The sequence below is a fragment of the Halofilum ochraceum genome (genome assembly GCF_001614315.2).
Taxonomy (GTDB): Bacteria; Pseudomonadota; Gammaproteobacteria; order XJ16; family Halofilaceae; genus Halofilum; species Halofilum ochraceum.
The window spans coordinates 512101-529322 of record NZ_LVEG02000001.1 but is presented as its reverse complement, the minus strand read 5'-3'; the positions used below and the strand labels follow the sequence as shown (position 1 = coordinate 529322).

The window sequence follows — 17222 nt, the reverse complement described above, 5'->3', positions numbered from 1 at the left end:
AAGACGTAACCCATGCCCCTGACGCTGTACAACACGCTCACGCGCACCCGCGAAACGTTCGAGCCGCGTGACCCGGAACGGGTCACCATGTACGTCTGCGGCCCGACCGTTTACAACTTCATCCATATCGGCAATGCGCGTCCGATCGTCGTGTTCGACGTGCTCTATCGCCTGCTGCGCAACCTCTGGCCGCGGGTGGTCTATGCGCGCAACATCACCGACGTCGACGACAAGATCAACGCCGCCGCCCAGGCCAACGGCGAATCCATCGGCGCCCTCACCGCGCGTTTCACGGAGGCCTTCCATACCGACGTGGCGGCCCTGAATACGCTGCCGCCGGACGTGGAACCGCGGGCCACGGACCACATCGACGGCATGATCCGCATGATCCGGACGCTGATCGATTCCGGCCATGCCTACGAGGCGGAAGGCCATGTGCTGTTCGACGTCAACTCGATGGACGAATACGGCCGCCTTTCGGGCCGTCAGCTCGAGGACCTGCTCGCCGGGGCCCGTGTCGAGGTCGAGGCGTACAAGAAAGACGCCGCCGATTTCGTACTCTGGAAACCCTCCACCGACGAGCTGCCCGGCTGGGACAGCCCCTGGGGTCGCGGCCGGCCCGGCTGGCATCTCGAGTGCTCGGTCATGGCGGAGACCCACCTGGGCGAGACCATCGACATCCACGGCGGTGGTCAGGACCTGATCTTCCCGCACCATGAGAACGAGATCGCGCAGAGCACCTGCGCCCACCACGGTGCCGAATTCGCCCGCTACTGGCTGCACAACGGCTACATCACGGTGGACGGTGAAAAGATGTCCAAGTCCGAGGGCAACTTCTTCACCCTGCGCGACCTGCTGCAGCAGTATCATGGCGAGGTGATCCGCCTTGCCCTGCTCTCCGGGCATTACCGGCAACCGCTGGACTGGTCGCCGGCCACGGTCGAGCAGGCCCGCTCGGCCCTCGACCGCTTCTACCAGAGCCTGCGTAACGCCGCGGACGCAGAGGTCGCCGACGACGAGCACGTGACCCCGGACGCCATCCGCGATGCGCTCGAAGACGATCTCAACACCCCGCTCGCACTGCGGCACCTGCATGCCACGGCGACGGCACTCAACAAGGCGACGGATGCCCGGGAGCGGCGGCGACTGAAGGCGGAGCTGCTGGGCGGCGCCGGGCTGCTGGGGCTGCTGGCCACACCGGTGGAGGACTGGTTCCGCGCTGGTGACAGCACCGGCCCTTCCGCCGAGGAGATCGAAGCCCTGATCGCCGAGCGCCGCGAGGCCCGCGCCCGACGCGACTTCGCCCGCGCCGACGCCATCCGCGACGACCTCGCCGCCCGCGGGGTCACGCTCGAGGATGGCCCCGAGGGGACGACCTGGCGGCGCTCCGCCCGGACGGAGGCCGCCGGTCAGCAGGCATGAAACGCGTACTGATCGGTCTGGTCCGTGGCTACGCCCGGTATATCAGTCCGTTTACCGCCCCCAGTTGCCGCTTCTTCCCGAGTTGTTCCGAGTACGCGGAGGAAGCGATTCGCCGCCACGGCGCCCTGCGTGGCGGCTGGTTCGCCCTGCGCCGGATCCTGCGGTGCCACCCCTTTTGCCCGGGCGGTTACGACCCCGTGCCCGGGCCGCGCCGGGACCGGGGTGACTGACCGGCCAACCCTGCCACCTCACGCGCCGCCGGGATGTCGCAGACAGAACAAGCTCTGACGACGCGCGCAGACGTTTTCCGCTCCCTCGCCCCCATGATGGGGGCCGAACCGAGAGGAGCCGACGATGAAACTGACCGATCTGGAACGCGCCGTGCTGCGCGAGCATTACCAGGCCCACGCCGTATGCACCCCGGAGGAACTCGCCGAGCGCGAGGGCGTCACGCTGGGCGAGATCCGTGAGGCCGAGAAGACCGCTCTGCGCCGGCTGGACGATCCCGACCACCTCGACGAGGCCGGCCTCGCCCGGCTTGACCTGAATCGACTCGAACGCGCCGTGCTGCGCGAGCGCTACTGCACCCGCCGCGCCCGGACCCCGGAACAGATCGCGGAATCGATGGGCGTCACCATGGCCGAGGTCGTCGAGGCCGAGAAACAGGCCATGCGCAAGCTGGAAGATCCGGAACACGCGACGGCCGAAAGTCTCGAGGCGCTCGGACTGCAGAGGAGCGCCTGAACACCCGAACCGGGCCACCGTGCCCGTCGCCTCGTGGCCGGCCAACTACTCGGGTGCAGGTTCGCACTCCCTCGCCGGGTGCATGCGCACGCCCTGCTGCGGTAGGGTCCGCGCTCCACCCAAAGCGAAGGGAATTCCGATGCCGTACCGCCCCCGAGTGCACCTCATCGCCGCGACCGTTCTGTTGGCGCCGCTGAGTGCCACCGCCGAAAACGAACTGAGCGCGGCGGACTCCGACGCTGGCATCGGATTCGAGGTCCTGCGAGCCGAACGTTCCATCGACGTGAACAACCTGGAAACGACCGCCGACGGCACCCTCGGCGGCATCCACGCGTTCCTGCAGCACGGTGACACACTCCGCGCGGAGGCCCGGCTGCTGGGTGGTTCGCTCGACTCCAGAGGGGGCGGCCAGCGCGATACCGGCACGGCATCACTGTTCGATGCCCGGGCGACATGGGGCACGTCGCCGGGACCGCAGCGCCGCTACTACGCCGGTATCGGGATCGACCATCTGTCCGCCGAATCGCCATTCGGCAGCGGCGATGCCACCCGGTCCACCCTCTATGTCCCGATCGGCATCGCAGGCTCGGGACGGTTCACGCCCGGGTGGCGCGCGCTGGTGTCGATCGAGGGCCGCTTTCTGATCGCAAGCGAGAACGAAATCGACGGCATACCCGGCGCCGGCGATGGCGATTTCGACAGCAGGGGCGGCTTCGGCGCCGAATTCTCGGTGCATCTGCGCAACGACGCCACCGGCGTTTCCATCGAGCCCTATCTGCAGTACATGGCGCCCGCCGATTCAGACGAAACCACTGTGGGTGGCAACGAAGTGCAGATCCGGGATGCGAGCCGTGCACTGGGCGGGGTCCGGTTGAGCATTGCGTTCTGAAGCCCGCTCCCCGGTCAGATGCCGCCTCGCGATCAGGCGGGGACGGCTCGATGCGCGGCAAACGGGTCACCGCGGGGCGCCAGCACACACCAATCGCGAGCAAGCTCGCTCCTACAAGGGAGTCCCCGCCCGCGTGGCAGAATTCATGTAGGAGCGAGCTTGCTTGCGATCGTCCGGCCAGGCCAAGCCGATCTGATCGCTGGCGGCGTTCCGGGAGATAGGACGGCCCGTCCATGGGCCGCGTCCCTTCGGGACTCGCTTCGCTCGCGCCGGATTGCTCCCGGCAATCCGGTCGAACCGGAGGGGTTCTGCCGCACCCTCGGACACCCCATACAAAAAAAGCCCGGCTGCTAGCCGGGCTTTATTTGTATGGCGTCCCCAAGGGGATTCGAACCCCTATTACTGCCGTGAAAGGGACGTCTTTCCGTCTATTGCCGTCTAGCGGTGAATACGTAAGTTTCTGATATACCGAACAACTGTCGATTGCTGTCCATCGTCGTCTAGGGTAGGATTTCCGTACACGTTCCGTACGGAGATTACTGCCGTGTCCCATGAGGTCCACAAAGTCAGCGTCCGCAATGCCCTGACACCGCGCCGCGAACCGTATTGGGGACCGCCGCTGGCCGAGGGCAGATACATCGGCGTCCGCAAACGCTCCGACGGGACATGCACATGGGTTGCCCGCCTGCGCGACGACGACGGAAAACAGCGGTATCGCTCGCTCGGCCAGGCCGGGGACCGCTTCGACTACCACGCGGCCAAGCGCACCGCCGAGGAATGGTTCGCGGGATTCGAGGCCGACGTACACAATGCCCCCCTGACCGTGGCGCAAGCCTGCCGGGAGTACGTCGAAGACCTGAAAGCCGAGGGGCGCACGGGCACGGCCGCTGACGCTGACGGACGCTTCCGGCGGACGGTCTATGACAACGCCATCGGCAAGGTTGTCGTGGAGAAGATCAAGACGACGCAACTCAAGACGTGGCGCAACGATCTTCCCGGCGGCAAGTCGAGTCAGAATCGATACCTGAATACCCTACGCGCGGCCCTGAATCTGGCGGTCCGCCATCGGCGCGTAAATCCCGCCGTCGCCGAGCGATGGAAAGCCGTCAAGCCGCACTCGAACGCCGACAAGCGCCGCAGTATCTACCTCGACCTCAAACAGCGGCGGGCTCTGCTGAAAGCCTGCGACGGTGCATTCCGCGATCTGGTCGAAGCCGCGATGCTGACCGGCGCTCGCCCCGGCGAGCTTGCGACACTCCGGCGCTCGGATTTCGAGGGACGCACCGGCACCATCACATTCAACGGCAAGACGGGATCGCGTTCCGTTCCGCTGTCCCCGTCCGCGCTTGCATTGTTTAACCGAGTCTCCAAGGGGAAGCATCCAAGCGCCTATCTTCTGACGCAGGATGATGGCAAGCCGTGGAAGCGGTCGGATTGGGACCACCTGATGCGGGACGCTCGCGCCGAGGCGGAACTACCCTCGGGCACGGTGCTGTACACGCTGCGGCATTCGTGGATCACGGAGGCCCTGCGATCCGGTATGTCCACGCTGGACGTGGCTCGCCTGACCGGCACCAGCCTCGCCATGATTCAAAAGCACTACGGCCACCTGGTAGCCGAGTCGGCGCGGGATCGGCTGGCGGACGTGGAGATGCTCTGATGGCCGACTCACGCCAGCACACCACAGAATCCTACCCAGCTTGGACACCGGCCGATCTGTCGGAATGGCTCGATAGAATTACCCACAAGTTCCCGGAAAGGAAGGTCACGCTGTACAGACGGCTCGCAACCGATGAGCGGATGCGGGAGGTTTGGGCATGGTATGAGAGCATCCGTAACCAGTTGCACCGCTACCAGGGCGGCAGCCCGGTGAGCTTTGTCTTGATGGTGGAACAGGCGATGCGGATGCCCGGTAAGCCGGGCAATATGCCACCGAAAAAACGCACACAGTATCTCGAAAGTGTGCGGCACCATGCTGACGCGTTAATCAATCTGCTGAACGATACCCGATTCGATTGTGCGTGGGACGGTGCGACGGAAGTCGATGCAGAGGACGACAACGCAGAGGGGAAAATCGGCGAGCATGTACTCTCGGCCCAGTCGTTCGTGAACTCAGAGCCCGGTGGCGGCGACATTCCGGTCGCTTACGTCGCGACTCCGGATGGGCTGTACAAACTGCCATGGGACTACCCGCACTCCCATCTATCGGAAACGCTCTATGACCTGTGTCTTTGGGCACAGGACGACGACTACTGGGGGCGGGGCGGGCTGACTTCGAGCAAATTCATTCGCCAGACAGGACCGAACGCCCGTGTTATCTATTTCAACTGCCAACTTTACGAGAAGTTCGTCCGCGTCGGAATGGAGATTCCGTTCCCCGTCTTGGCAACGGTGGCAAATGTGGCGCTGGATCTTCCGGTGGATCGGCAGACCGACGAGGATACTGTGAGAAAACAGGTTCGGCGCAACCTACAGCGTGAGGGCCATCCCGAGGCATTGCCTCGCTTGGACGATTCCGACCTGCCATTCTAGCAACGCAACCGGACAAAACTTTCGGATGTCGTTCATTTTTGTCCTGTTGCCATCTCTAGGGTCTCCATAGTCTGTACCCGTCGATATAGTGCGATGGAGATACAGACACGATGAACGCGCCGAAACAACTTGCCCCCCTCGACCTGAATCAGCGGTATGCCGTTGAGGAGGCGTCCGCCTACCTGCGGCAGTCTCGCGCAAAAACCTTTAATGACATTCGCGACGGCAAGCTTGCGTCGATCTCCGATGGCCGCCGGAGATACGTGCCGGGCTGGGCCATCGCCCGTGCCAGTGGCGCCGAGGATGTGGCCTGATGGCTGCCCTCAACTCACCCTGGCGGCGCTGGGCCAGACGCGCTAGCGCATCGAACCTCACCCCGAATCAAGCTTACGCCACTGCGCTGATACAGGCGGGCCAGGCTGATTCGCCCGAGGATGGATTGCGGCAAATCAAAGGAAAGCCCGAGCGCTGGCTCAAGCACCGCACCCCGCGCAGCAAAGCCGAGGGCGAGCCGGCGCTGTTCCAGTTCATCGAGGGCTGGCACAACCCGTGGCGGCGTCATGGCGCACTCGGCCGGCCGGCGACACCCGAACTTACTGACAGTCCTCGAGTAGCTGCCCCATTGCGGTGCGCTCTTGGGCGTCCATCCGAAGATCCTATTCCCGCTTCACGGTAACCCACTGCCGGACGTATTCGCATTGCTGGATCTCGGGCAGCCAGTCGGATGACCCCCCGCCTCCACCAAACATCCCGTAAAATCAAGGATTTAGGGCAGGTTTTCGGACCTGCCCAACATCCTACCCTCCATCTTCGAAACGCTGGGCATCCTCATTCACCCGAGCTTGAGCATGGGTTAATGCCCGTAGAGAGCGATATGGGGCTTGTCCCCTGACACTTCGCCCTCGCCCTCCGTGACGGCCACGAATTCAAGACACCCGCGAAAACGTCATCCAGGGAGCTCGAGGCCGGCACGAACACAGAAGCCCAACGGCATCCGTCCGCTATCCCACCGCGCCCCCCAAGATGCCCCATGCATCATCCGCCGACGAACGACGCTGCGTGTTCCGCCACCCCGTCAGCATGATCATTGCGCACGGCGACACATCGGCCCGAGCTTGGCTGGAGACTGGCGCGCAGGCCTACGGCGCGCCATAACGGCAAATATATCCATATAGTCCCCCTTCCCGAGCTTCGCGCGCCTGCCTTCCCTTTCTAGCTGTTACCAACCCCCGGCACAGTGACCGGTCGACCCTACCGCGAAATTGAGTCCGCGTTGCCACCTAGAAACGGCCGTGGCCTACGCCCACCGCTCGAGGCGCCCGACAACAAGTGTCGGCTTCAGGCGACTCTCTATGGGGCGAGTGATTGTTATATCATCAGTGTCCGTTTTCATCCCGAATACACAACACCAGTAGCTCACCGCATGGACACTAACCCGCCAGCAGGACATCGAGATGGCTGAACGAGACGATCAAGCGCTCCTTCAAGCCCTAGGAGGAGAAGCGCGTGAGGGCCAAAAGGTACGCGACGCCATTGGGAAAGCCGTTCAAAACTACACCAGCCGTCTAAACGTCGGCAGAAAGTTTTCGGAAGAAAGCCTTAATCTTGTTAACGAATGGCAATCTGCGCGCACCAAAAGCATCAAGCGCTTCATACTAGGGTATTCGTTTCTTTTAATCGGGGCAGGAATAATCAGAGGCGACCTCGAAGATCTATCCGTACTCGGGCTACAACCTGTTGGCAATTCTTCGGTTCTGGTCGCTTTGTATCTCGGAATCATCATTGCCGTTGCGTACACCATCTTTGAATCATCCGTCCATGTAGACAAATGTGCTAGAGACGAACGCTGTAGACAATATGAGTCCCGAATTCCGGATGCGGTTGCCGCGTATAAAGAACTCCAAGCGGCTGCCAAAAGTCAGGGTATCCAGGTTGAAGATCTAAACGAGTACACGAATTCCACCACATGGCTCGAAAGATACCGCGAAGTGGACGCATATTATCAAGGCATTAGATCTGCACACGGCGTCGACACGGCATTGCGCTCAATCGACGCATGGGCCGTTAGGGCTCTGTCACTCGCCAGTATTCTTTCCCTGCTGTCTGTAATCCCAAAGTTCGGGGTTGCGGTCTAGCCTCGAAGTTGACGACTCTGGTAGACACTCAGCTCCGAAGGCCGACTGCCGTTGCCTTCCCGATACATTCCCCGGCGGCACTCGGCGCAGCCGTTACCGCCTGCGCAAGATCGTCATCGAACCCGCGATCGGTCGGATCGAACACGTCCGCGTCCTCCGACAACTGCTGCTGCAGGGATTTGAGCAGGCGCGAGGGGGAGTAGAGCCTGATGTGCACCGCCCACAACCTGCTGAAGCTGGCCACGGTCCCGGATTGAAGAGTCGAAACCTAACGATCGCGCATAGATCAACCCAATGAACGCGCCCGACCTTCCTATCGTGTACACAGTCACTCAAACGAGCTCCTACAGGCCTCAGGCCACGAAGGCCTTATTACCAAACGAACGAACTTTATACTTATTGTAGGAACGATTTGAATAACCGTCATTTGCGTGTCCCTGTATTTTGGGCACTCGATGCCTGCAACGCGTCAATGGCTAATCCTAGTGGCTCTAGCAATCGTTCCTGCATATCCCGAGCCATGCTGATGGATTCGCCTGTCAGCTTGACGTACTGCGAAACTTCCCCCGAAACTGAACCAATCAGGTACAGCCTCGCGATGTGGGCTTCCATCGAGAGGTAAGCGGTCATCACTTTGCTCGCATCATCCTCCGGCAGTAGCCCGATTTGTGGCAGAAAAGCTCGATAGACGTCATCGATGCTATCGGTCGGAACCAGTACACCAGCGGCCTTATCGTAGGCCCCTTCCTTTACCCGATCGAGATTTTCTCGGATCGCATCTCGATTAATTTTCAGCTCCGCCAACAGTGCCGCACGGAGCGTGTTGCGCTCATGTGCTCGCTCCTCCGCGCGCTGATTGCGGGAGACACTCGCATTGTGGGCCAAGGTTGCGATGACTCCCGCGAAGCCTACCGCGCCGGCCACAAGTGTCTGAAACTCTTTTAGGTAGTAGAGAAAGGCCATTGGGAGAGCCTAGCAAAACGAGCCACTAACGTGTTCATCGGGGAACCAGCTGACTGCCCAGTCCCATCTCGTTGGAGGGCGGGCGGGACCAAACCGTTGAGGAACCGTCCCTGGGGCGCGCGGCCTCGCTACACGCCCTCGGGATCTGCAACGAGAGTGACGAAAACCATACGGCGCCCCTCCTCGTTCGGTTACAACCACCCTCCCGGTCGCATAGAATGGCGCCACCTCGCCCCGCCGCGCGGGAAATTTTATTTACAAGGACCGCCAAGATCCCCAATGCCCCTGACTCTCCCCCAGCTGGAACGCCACCTCTTCCGCGCCGCGGACATTCTCCGAGGGAAAATGGATGCCTCGGAGTTCAAGGAATACATCTTCGGGATGCTGTTCGTGAAGCGCTGCTCGGACGTCTTCGAGGCGCGCCGCGAGGCGATCGTCGCCGAGCAGATCGAACAGGGCGAAACTGAGGACCAGGCCCGCGCCATCGCCGAGATGAAGAGCTGGTACGGCGACACGTTCTACGTCCCCGAGCAGTCTCGCTGGGAGTACCTGCTCAACGAGGCGCATCGCAACGTCGGCGACTACCTCAACAAGGCGCTGTCGGGTCTGGAGAGCGAAAACTATAGCCTCGCCGGAGTGCTCGAGCACATCGACTTCACGCGCAAGGTCGGGTCGGGGAGGATCTCGGACAACCGGCTGCGCGATCTCATCGTCCACTTCGGGCAGTATCGACTGCGCAACGAGGACTTTGAGTTCCCGGACCTCCTCGGTGCGGCCTACGAGTACCTGATCCGCGACTTCGCCGACTCCGCGGGCAAGAAAGGCGGCGAGTTTTACACCCCGCGACCGGTGGTCCGGATGATGGTGCGCTTGGTCAAGCCCCAGGAGGGCCACAGCGTCTACGATCCCTGCTGCGGCTCCGGAGGCATGCTGATCCTCTCCAAGGAGTACGTCGATGAGCAGGGAGAGGACAGCCGCCGGCTGGGGCTTTACGGCCAGGAAAACGCCGGCTCAGTGTGGTCGATCGCCAAGATGAACATGCTTCTGCATGGGATCGCCAACGCCGACGTGCGTCACGAGGACACCCTCGGCGAGCCGCAGCACGTCGAGGGCGGCGAGCGCATGCACTTCGACCGCATACTCACCAATCCGCCCTTCTCGCTGCCCTACGGCCCTTCGGACAAGGCCAGCCAGAAAGACTGGCAGCCCAAGTTCGCCGAACGCTTCGCCTACGGTAACGTACCGCTGGGCTCGAAGAAGGCAGATCTGATGTTTCTCCAGCACATGGTCGCCTCGCTCAAACCGGACGGCATGATGGCCACCGTCATGCCCCATGGCGTGCTCTTCCGCGGGGGCGACGAGAAGCGCATCCGGGCCGGAATGATCGAAGATGACCTCATCGAGGCCGTCATCGGCTTGGCGCCGAACCTGTTCTACGGCACCGGCATTCCCGCCTGCATCCTGGTGCTGCGCGCCAAGGGCGCCAAGCCGCCGGAGCGGCAAGGTCAGGTGCTGTTCATCAACGCAGATCGGGAATACGCCGAGGGCCGCGCTCAGGACTACCTGATGCCCGAGCACATCGAGCAGATCGTAAGCACGTTCGACCGCTACGAAGCGGTGGATGGCTTCTCCGCGCACGTCAACACCGCCGAGCTGCGTGAGAACGAGTACAACCTCAACATCCGCCGCTACGCCGATAACGCCCCGCCGCCGGAAACCCAAGACGTGCGCGCACATCTCAAAGGCGGCGTACCAGTCGCCGAGATCCGTGACAAGCAGGCGTTGTTCGACGCCCACGGCCTTGATCCCATGGCGTTCTTCACCCCGCGGGCGAATGATCCCGACTACGTGGACTTCCCCGAGCGTTTCACGGACAAGGCAGAGTTGAAGCCCGCCATCGAGGCCAACGACGGCGTGCAGACGCAACAGGACGCGCTACAGAATGCGTTCGAGACGTGGTGGGCCGAACACAGCCCCAGCATTGCCGCAGTAGCCCACACCCAGGGCACCAACGGCAAGCACCTCAGCCGCCTGCGCGAGGAGCTGCTGGAGAGCTTCCGCGCGGCCCTGCTGTCGGTGGGCATGCTCGAGGCCGCCGCTGTGCGCGGCATCATCGCCGGCTTCTGGGACCATACCAAGAACGACTTCCGCACCCTCCAGGCCCGCGGCGCCCGGGGCGTCATCGAAGGCTGGCGGACCAGCATCACCACGGCGCTGGACGACAAGCAGGAGAAGGGTAGCCCTCTGGACCACAAGCTGGTCAGCTTCCTGCTCAGCGACTTCGTCGAAGAACTGGAACGCCTGCAGGGCCTGAAGGCCGAGCTAGACAGCAAGATCAAGGCTGCCGAGGCCCAAGCGGACAACGGCGACAGCGAGGACGCGGAGGCAGACGACGAGGCCCCCACAGCCGCCAACCTCAAGAGATGGAAACAGGCCCGCACCGAGGCCAACAAAAAGCTCAAGACGCAGCAGGCGAGCTTCGAGGCGCGGCTCAACGAGGCCGTCGACGCGCTGGACGAACCAGCCGCCGCACACCTACTGCTCCAAATTCTGCACGACGATATGGTGGCCCTACTAAAACGCTACGTTGTCCAGCAGCGCCGAGCCGTAATCGCCGCGTTCGAGACCTGGTGGGAGAAGTACAAGGTGACTCTCACGAATATCGAAGCGGAGCGAGACACGGCGGCACGGGAGCTGCGAGGCTTCTTAAAGGAGCTCGGGTATGCGTGAATGGTGCCAACTGAATGAGGTTGCGGAGATCAACCCCGATACCTTACCCGGTAACACCGATAACAACTTCTCATTTCGTTATATCCACCTTGGCGCCGTAGATCGCGGTACCATCGACTGGAATCTGACCACCGCAACCCGATTCGGCGATGCTCCAAGTCGTGCTCGGCGCACCGTACAACCAGGAGACACACTTTTCGGGACCGTTCGACCCAACCTTCAGTCTCATGGGTATATAGAAAAAAAACACAGTGGTGCCACAGTCGCGTCAACTGGTTTTTGCGTCGTTAGGCCCGACCAAACCCAAGCCATCGGGCGTTATCTGTTTCACTCGCTTATGAGCGAAAACATACACGCTCAGTCCATAAAAGCGGCGATCGGCTCCAATTATCCCGCCATTACGGATCGCGACCTGCAGCGTTTCAATATTTTTCTTCCTCGTCTGGATGAGCAGTCCCAAATCGCTCACATCCTAGACACCTTGGACACCGAAATCCGCCGGACCGAGGAAATAATCGCCAAGCTGGAGCAGGTCAAGAAGGGCCTGCTCAGCGACCTGCTCACCCGCGGCATCGACGAAAACGGGGAGCCTCGACCATCGCCGGAAGAAGCCCCGCATCTGTACAAGACGGCATCGTCAGGGCGAATTCCGCTGACGTGGAGATGCTCGACAATCGGCGAAGAATTCAATATCCAGCTCGGAAAGATGCTTGACAAGGAAAAGAATACAGGCGAGCGAAAACCCTACCTAGGTAACAAGAACGTTCAATGGGAGAACATTGACTTCACAGACCTTTCGTACTTAAGACTAACTAAAGCTGAGCAAGCGAAATATCGACTTAAACAAGGCGACCTGCTCGTCTGCGAAGGTGGTGAAGTCGGACGGGCCGCACTATGGGAATCCCAACTGACCGAGTGCTACTATCAAAAGGCACTTCATCGCCTCAGACCGAAAAACGATTTCCAGTCCGCGCTCCTACTACAGTTTCTTCGACTGTGGAATGAGCGCGGCTTTTTGGGTGGACAGGTCGCACGGACGAGCATTGCTCACCTAACCAAAGAAAAACTTGCAGCCCTGCCCCTCCTCGCTCCTCCGGAACCGGAGCAACGGGAAATCGTGCGCATACTGAATTCACATAGAAGGAGAACCGCGAGCGAACGTGCGACGCTGGCTTCACTACATCAGCTAAAGGCCGGACTAATGGACGACCTCCTCACCGGCCGCGTCCGCGTAACCCCCTTACTTAAAGAGGCCGAACAGGCCGTCGGCTAATTCAGGAACGCACCCATGGCGGGACCCGAGTACTCTGACGTTGAATTGCCCTTCATCGAGCAACTGAAGGCTCACGGCTGGGCTCACATCGAGGGCTCGCTGGACAATCCCGCCGTTACCAACCGAAACCACTTCGGCCAGATTATTCAGGAGGGCGTGCTGCGCGAGCAGCTCCACCGGATTAACCTGCGCGATGGGCAGCCTTGGCTGGATGACGAGCGCTTGTCCCAAGCCGTCGGGGCACTCACACGCATCCCTGCGGCGGGACTGGTGGAGGCCAATGAGCGGGCCACCGAACTCCTTCTCGCTGGGATCGCCGCGGAGGGTCTGCCGAATTGGGACGGCGGCCGTAACCAGACCATCCACTACGTCGATTGGGATACCCCGGAGAACAACCGTTTTACGGTCATCAACCAGTTCAAGGTGAAGTGTCCGCCGGGCCACGACACCGGCAACGGCCACATCATCCCCGACCTGGTACTGCTAGTGAACGGCATCCCTCTGGCCGTAGTCGAGTGCAAGGGCCGAACCGTACCGGAAGGTCTGAGCGAGGCCATCGACCAACTCCGCCGTTACGCCAACCGCCGCAAGGCCGATGGTGAAGTGACTGACAACGAGGGCGCCCCGGCATTGTTCCAAACCAACCAGCTCTGCATTGCCACAAACTTTGACGACGCCCGCATTGGCACCATCAGCGCCGCCTTCGCGCATTACCTCAACTGGAAGACCGTAACACCGCGTAGCGAGGCGGATGTGGCCGCCGAGCTGGGCGTCGAGCAGCTTTCCAGCCAGCAGCGCCTGGTTGCCGGCGTACTCACTCCCCCGAACCTGCTGGACATCGTGCGCCACTACTGCCTGTTCATGACCCTGGGCGGCCAGCGCGTGAAGGTGGCGTGCCGCTACCAGCAGTACCGCGCCGTCACGGCCGCGCGCGAGCGGCTGAAACATGGCACGACTCGGGCAGAAGACGGCGAGTTGGATCGCCGCGGCGGCATCATCTGGCACACGCAGGGCAGCGGCAAGAGCCTGACAATGGTCTTTCTTGTCCGGGCCATGCGCACCGACCCGGCGCTGCGGCGCTTTAAGGTAGTGGTCATTACCGACCGCAATGACCTGCAGGAACAGCTCTCCGAGACCGCGAGCCTATCCGGCGAAACCGTGCGCGTCGCCCGTAACACCCATGGTCTGAAGGCGTTGCTGCGCCGCGACGCCCCGGAACTGGTCTTCGCCACCATCCAGAAATATCGCGAGCCGGATAACGCGGATGAAGCGCAAGGCGTAGGGGACACCAAGGGGCGCACCACATATCCTAAGCGGTCCGAGCGTCTCGAATGGAGCGGTCGCGACGCGGCGGAACCTGACCCGCCACCACGCCCATCACAACCCTTCGAGGTACTCAACGCCAGCCCCAACATCCTCGTCATGGTGGACGAGGCTCATCGCTCGCAGGCCGGTGACCTGCACGCGAACCTCCTTCGCGCAGTGCCGAACTGCGCGCGCATCGGATTCACCGGCACGCCGATCATCATGGGCGACAAGAAGCGCACCCATGACATCTTCGGCAAAGAGATCGACCGCTACACCATTAAGGAGTCCGAACGAGATGGCGCCACCGTGCCCGTACTCTACGAGGGCCGCACCGCCGAGGGAGCAGTCAAGGAAGGTGCCAGCCTCGATGCGCTCTTTGAGGATCTCTTCCGCGAGCGTACCGCCGAGGAATTGGAGGCGATCAAGAAGAAATATGCCACGAAGGGCCAAATCCTCGAGGCACCCAAGCTCATCGAAGAGAAGGCCGGCGACATGCTGCGCCACTATGTGCGCCACATTCTGCCGAATGCCTTCAAAGCCCAAGTGGTCGCCTACAGCCGCAACGCCGCGGTCCGCTACCAGGCCGAGTTAGAGGCAGCCCGCAATGCCCTACTTGCCGAGGCCGACGCGCTGATCCCCGGCGATAAGGCCCTGAACGACACCGCCCTGCTCCAGCGCCCGCCGCAGGTGCAGGCCGCCGTGCAGGCCTGGCGCCATCGGGACCTGTTGGCTCAGATGGAATTCGCCGCGGTGATCAGCGGCAGCCACAACGACCCCCCGGAATGGGCCCAATGGAGTGACGGCACGGCCGTCAAGGAGCACATCAAACGCTTCAAGAAGCCGCTGGTCGACGACAACCCGGACAAGGCGGACCCGCTCGCCTTCCTGGTGGTCAAGTCCATGCTCCTCACCGGCTTTGACGCCCCCATCGAGGCGGTCATGTACCTGGACCGGCCCATCCGCGAGGCGGAACTGTTGCAGGCGGTAGCCCGCGTCAACCGCACCGGCCATGGCAAGCAAAGCGGCATCGTGGTCGATTACTACGGCGTGGCCAATCACCTCAAGGAGGCACTGGCGGCCTACAGCGCCGACGACGTAGAAGGCGCACTGCAAAGCGTCAAGGACGAGCTGCCCATTCTTCGCGACCGTCATCTGCGTGTCATCGACGTGCTGCGCGGCCAAGGTGTCGATGATCTCTCGGCGGTAGACGACGCCGTGCAGGCACTGGCCGACGAGCGCGTGCGCGCTGAGTTCACGGTCAAACTCAAGCAATTCAACCAGTCCCTCGACGAGGTGCTGCCCCGCCCCGAGGGATTGGAGTTCGTTGACGACGCCAAGCGGCTCGCTCACATCCATGCACGCGCCCGCGTCCGCTACAAAGACACCCCGGAGATCGGCAAGGACGTCGGCAGCAAGGTCCGCAAGCTCATCGACGACTACGTGATCTCGCTCGGCATCGACCCCAAGATCCCGCCGGTACAGCTCACCGACGCCGAGTTCGACCAGCACGTCAGCCGCCAGGTCGGCGACCGCGCCAAGGCCTCAGAGATGGAACATGCCGTCCGATCCCATGTGCGCAAGCACATGGATGAGGACCCGGTGAAATACGGCAAGCTGAGCGAACGCTTGAAGGAGCTGCTGGAGCAGCTCGACGGCCAGTGGGACGCTCAGGTCGAGGCGATGCAGGCGCTGATTCGCCAGATCCGGGACGGCGAGACCGTCGACGGCGAGGACCTGCCGGATATGCCCGCACACCACCAACCCTTCCTCCGGCAACTCATCGAGACGCGCTGCGGCGACGAGACCCCGGATTCGGCCACCATGGCGGCACTCATGGACACGACCGCCGAGCTGGTGGCGATCATCACCGAGGAGCTGCAGATCCCGGAGTTCTGGAAGCCGAATCACATCCCGGACCAGCAGCGCCTGCGCAGCCGGCTGTTCCAGGAGCTGTTCAACGGCGGGGTGATCCCGAAATCCAAGGCTGAGCCCACCGCGGACAAACTCCTGGAGCTGGCCCGGGCAAACCACGAGAAGCTGGTGGGCTCATGAGCGTTCTGCACGTCGATGACTTGACCCTTGAGGTGCGCCGCAGCCAGCGACGGCGCACCTTGGGGCTCACGGTAGACCGCGAAGGCGAGCTGGTCATCGCCGCACCGGCCAGCGTCGACGAGGCGACAATGTGCGCGTTCGTCCGCGAGAAGCGCTTCTGGATCTACAAGAAGCTCACCGAAAAGGCCGAGCTACGCCGACCCGTCCCCCGCAAGACCTTCGTCGATGGCGAGGGGTTTCTCTATCTCGGCCGCAGCTACCGCCTGAAACTCGTCGATGACCAGGACGAGCCGCTCAAACTGATCCACGGCCGGTTTCGCCTGCGTCGCGATCTGGTACACGACGGCCGTAACCAGTTCATCTTCTGGTACTGCGCGCGCGGTCGCGACTGGCTAGACCGAAAAGTCCGGGAGCATGCTCGAAGGATGGAGGCCGACCCCGCTGGTGTCCGTGTACAGGACCTAGGCTACCGCTGGGGCTCGTGCGGCAAGGGTGGCTGGCTATACTTCCACTGGAAGACCATCCTACTCCCCCGACCAATCGCCGAGTACGTAGCGGTCCACGAGTTGGCCCACCTGCACGTACCCCATCACACACCGGCATTTTGGCGGCGCATCGAACGCGTCCTACCGGACTTCCTGCAGCGGAGAAAATGGCTCGCTGTCCACGGTATGGACGTGGAAGGTCTCTAGCCGAAACGGATCGTCGCGAATGAGTGCTCGGGCTTAACCAACATGAGAAGCCCGATTTGTAGACGTAGACCGCGCTTTTGTCCGGTCCGTAAATACCCTGCCACCGCTGGCGAGGCCATCGCCGCCGCACCGAACGGCAATAGCAGCTGATGGATACCGACAGCGAGCCGTTCCCGTCGAGGGACAGACTACCGAGGAGACTACCTACCCACGTCGCGCGTCCTGTCGAACAGGCGGGGACGTTCACAAATGTTGTATATCCCTCACTGGATTTAGGGTCTATAACCCCCTATGAGTCGCATTGCGGAGCGTCATCCAGCCACCCGGGCGTGGGATTCCGCCCCGACTCAGGAGTCGAACCGGCGCGCTAAGGCGTATAGATCAGTGACACTCTGTGAAACACAACATAACAATCACAAAAAGCGGAAGAAAATGTTCGAAATAATCGGAATAATAGTCGCGATCGTAGTCGGAATCGCAAT

The 17222-nt window shown here is 62.0% G+C and carries 13 protein-coding genes; 12 read left to right on the top strand and 1 reads right to left on the bottom strand.

The genetic code is table 11. The features are described from left to right. Window positions 1–12 precede the first annotated feature (12 nt). From cysS to A0W70_RS16685, 8 genes are all read left to right on the top strand, one after another. Window positions 13–1422 carry a cysteine--tRNA ligase gene (gene cysS / locus A0W70_RS02380; RefSeq protein WP_070987958.1) on the top strand — a complete coding sequence of 470 codons (1410 nt, stop codon included), beginning with the start codon at window positions 13–15 and terminating at the stop codon, window positions 1420–1422. Then, complete coding sequence (gene yidD / locus A0W70_RS16395) at window positions 1419–1652, top strand: membrane protein insertion efficiency factor YidD (protein ID WP_075109816.1); 234 nt, start codon at window positions 1419–1421, stop codon at window positions 1650–1652. The genes cysS and yidD overlap by 4 nt, the downstream gene beginning before the upstream one ends. A 124-nt stretch (window positions 1653–1776) precedes the next feature. Next, window positions 1777–2166 (top strand): sigma factor-like helix-turn-helix DNA-binding protein, encoded by a 390-nt coding sequence (locus A0W70_RS02375; protein ID WP_070987956.1) that lies wholly within the window; start codon window positions 1777–1779, stop codon window positions 2164–2166. Between the two features lie 139 nt (window positions 2167–2305). Further along, window positions 2306–3055, top strand: coding sequence for a hypothetical protein (locus tag A0W70_RS02370; RefSeq protein WP_139150671.1), 750 nt, complete (start codon window positions 2306–2308; stop codon window positions 3053–3055). 544 nt (window positions 3056–3599) lie between these two features. Then, entirely contained in the window at window positions 3600–4715 is a 1116-nt protein-coding gene (locus A0W70_RS02365; protein ID WP_070987952.1) for a tyrosine-type recombinase/integrase, read from the top strand. Then, window positions 4715–5587, top strand: coding sequence for a hypothetical protein (locus A0W70_RS02360; RefSeq protein WP_070987949.1), 873 nt, complete (start codon window positions 4715–4717; stop codon window positions 5585–5587). The genes A0W70_RS02365 and A0W70_RS02360 overlap by 1 nt, the downstream gene beginning before the upstream one ends. Before the next feature lie 110 nt (window positions 5588–5697). Further along, on the top strand, window positions 5698–5901 hold the full coding sequence (locus A0W70_RS02355) for a MerR family transcriptional regulator (protein ID WP_070987947.1): 204 nt from the start codon (window positions 5698–5700) through the stop codon (window positions 5899–5901). A 1140-nt stretch (window positions 5902–7041) separates the two neighbouring features. Further along, the gene (locus tag A0W70_RS16685) at window positions 7042–7722 is read left to right on the top strand and encodes a hypothetical protein (protein WP_139150670.1); all 681 of its coding nucleotides are present in this window, start codon (window positions 7042–7044) and stop codon (window positions 7720–7722) included. Window positions 7723–8145: 423 nt separating this feature from the next. On the opposite strand, the gene A0W70_RS02345 is transcribed toward A0W70_RS16685, so the two are convergent. Beyond that, window positions 8146–8685: a hypothetical protein gene (locus A0W70_RS02345; RefSeq protein WP_070987943.1), complete on the bottom strand. Its 540-nt coding sequence runs from the start codon at window positions 8683–8685 to the stop codon at window positions 8146–8148. Between the two features lie 279 nt (window positions 8686–8964). Here A0W70_RS02345 and A0W70_RS02340 point away from each other — a divergent pair, with 279 nt between their 5' ends. Genes A0W70_RS02340 through A0W70_RS02325 form a run of 4 tightly spaced genes read left to right on the top strand, consistent with a single transcriptional unit; the run spans window position 8965 to window position 16740 of the window. Next, a complete protein-coding gene (locus A0W70_RS02340; RefSeq protein WP_070987941.1) occupies window positions 8965–11415 on the top strand; it encodes a type I restriction-modification system subunit M in 2451 nt (816 codons plus the stop codon). After that, window positions 11408–12688, top strand: coding sequence for a restriction endonuclease subunit S (locus A0W70_RS02335; protein ID WP_075109815.1), 1281 nt, complete (start codon window positions 11408–11410; stop codon window positions 12686–12688). The genes A0W70_RS02340 and A0W70_RS02335 overlap by 8 nt, the downstream gene beginning before the upstream one ends. Window positions 12689–12703: 15 nt before the next feature. Beyond that, complete coding sequence (locus tag A0W70_RS02330) at window positions 12704–16048, top strand: type I restriction endonuclease subunit R (RefSeq protein ID WP_070987937.1); 3345 nt, start codon at window positions 12704–12706, stop codon at window positions 16046–16048. After that, entirely contained in the window at window positions 16045–16740 is a 696-nt protein-coding gene (locus tag A0W70_RS02325; protein ID WP_070987934.1) for a M48 family metallopeptidase, read from the top strand. The genes A0W70_RS02330 and A0W70_RS02325 overlap by 4 nt, the downstream gene beginning before the upstream one ends. Window positions 16741–17222: the final 482 nt, after the last annotated feature.

Bases quoted from the DNA above. Each gene is read 5' to 3' on its own strand.
- A0W70_RS02345 (WP_070987943.1), bottom strand. From the start codon at position 8,685: ATGGCCTTTCTCTACTACCTAAAAGAGTTTCAGACACTTGTGGCCGGC.
- A0W70_RS02360 (WP_070987949.1), top strand. From the start codon at position 4,715: ATGGCCGACTCACGCCAGCACACCACAGAATCCTACCCAGCTTGGACA.
- A0W70_RS16685 (WP_139150670.1), top strand. From the start codon at position 7,042: ATGGCTGAACGAGACGATCAAGCGCTCCTTCAAGCCCTAGGAGGAGAA.
- cysS (WP_070987958.1), top strand. From the start codon at position 13: ATGCCCCTGACGCTGTACAACACGCTCACGCGCACCCGCGAAACGTTC.
- A0W70_RS02375 (WP_070987956.1), top strand. From the start codon at position 1,777: ATGAAACTGACCGATCTGGAACGCGCCGTGCTGCGCGAGCATTACCAG.
- A0W70_RS02325 (WP_070987934.1), top strand. From the start codon at position 16,045: ATGAGCGTTCTGCACGTCGATGACTTGACCCTTGAGGTGCGCCGCAGC.
- A0W70_RS02330 (WP_070987937.1), top strand. From the start codon at position 12,704: ATGGCGGGACCCGAGTACTCTGACGTTGAATTGCCCTTCATCGAGCAA.
- A0W70_RS02335 (WP_075109815.1), top strand. From the start codon at position 11,408: ATGCGTGAATGGTGCCAACTGAATGAGGTTGCGGAGATCAACCCCGAT.
- A0W70_RS02370 (WP_139150671.1), top strand. From the start codon at position 2,306: ATGCCGTACCGCCCCCGAGTGCACCTCATCGCCGCGACCGTTCTGTTG.
- A0W70_RS02355 (WP_070987947.1), top strand. From the start codon at position 5,698: ATGAACGCGCCGAAACAACTTGCCCCCCTCGACCTGAATCAGCGGTAT.
- A0W70_RS02340 (WP_070987941.1), top strand. From the start codon at position 8,965: ATGCCCCTGACTCTCCCCCAGCTGGAACGCCACCTCTTCCGCGCCGCG.
- yidD (WP_075109816.1), top strand. From the start codon at position 1,419: ATGAAACGCGTACTGATCGGTCTGGTCCGTGGCTACGCCCGGTATATC.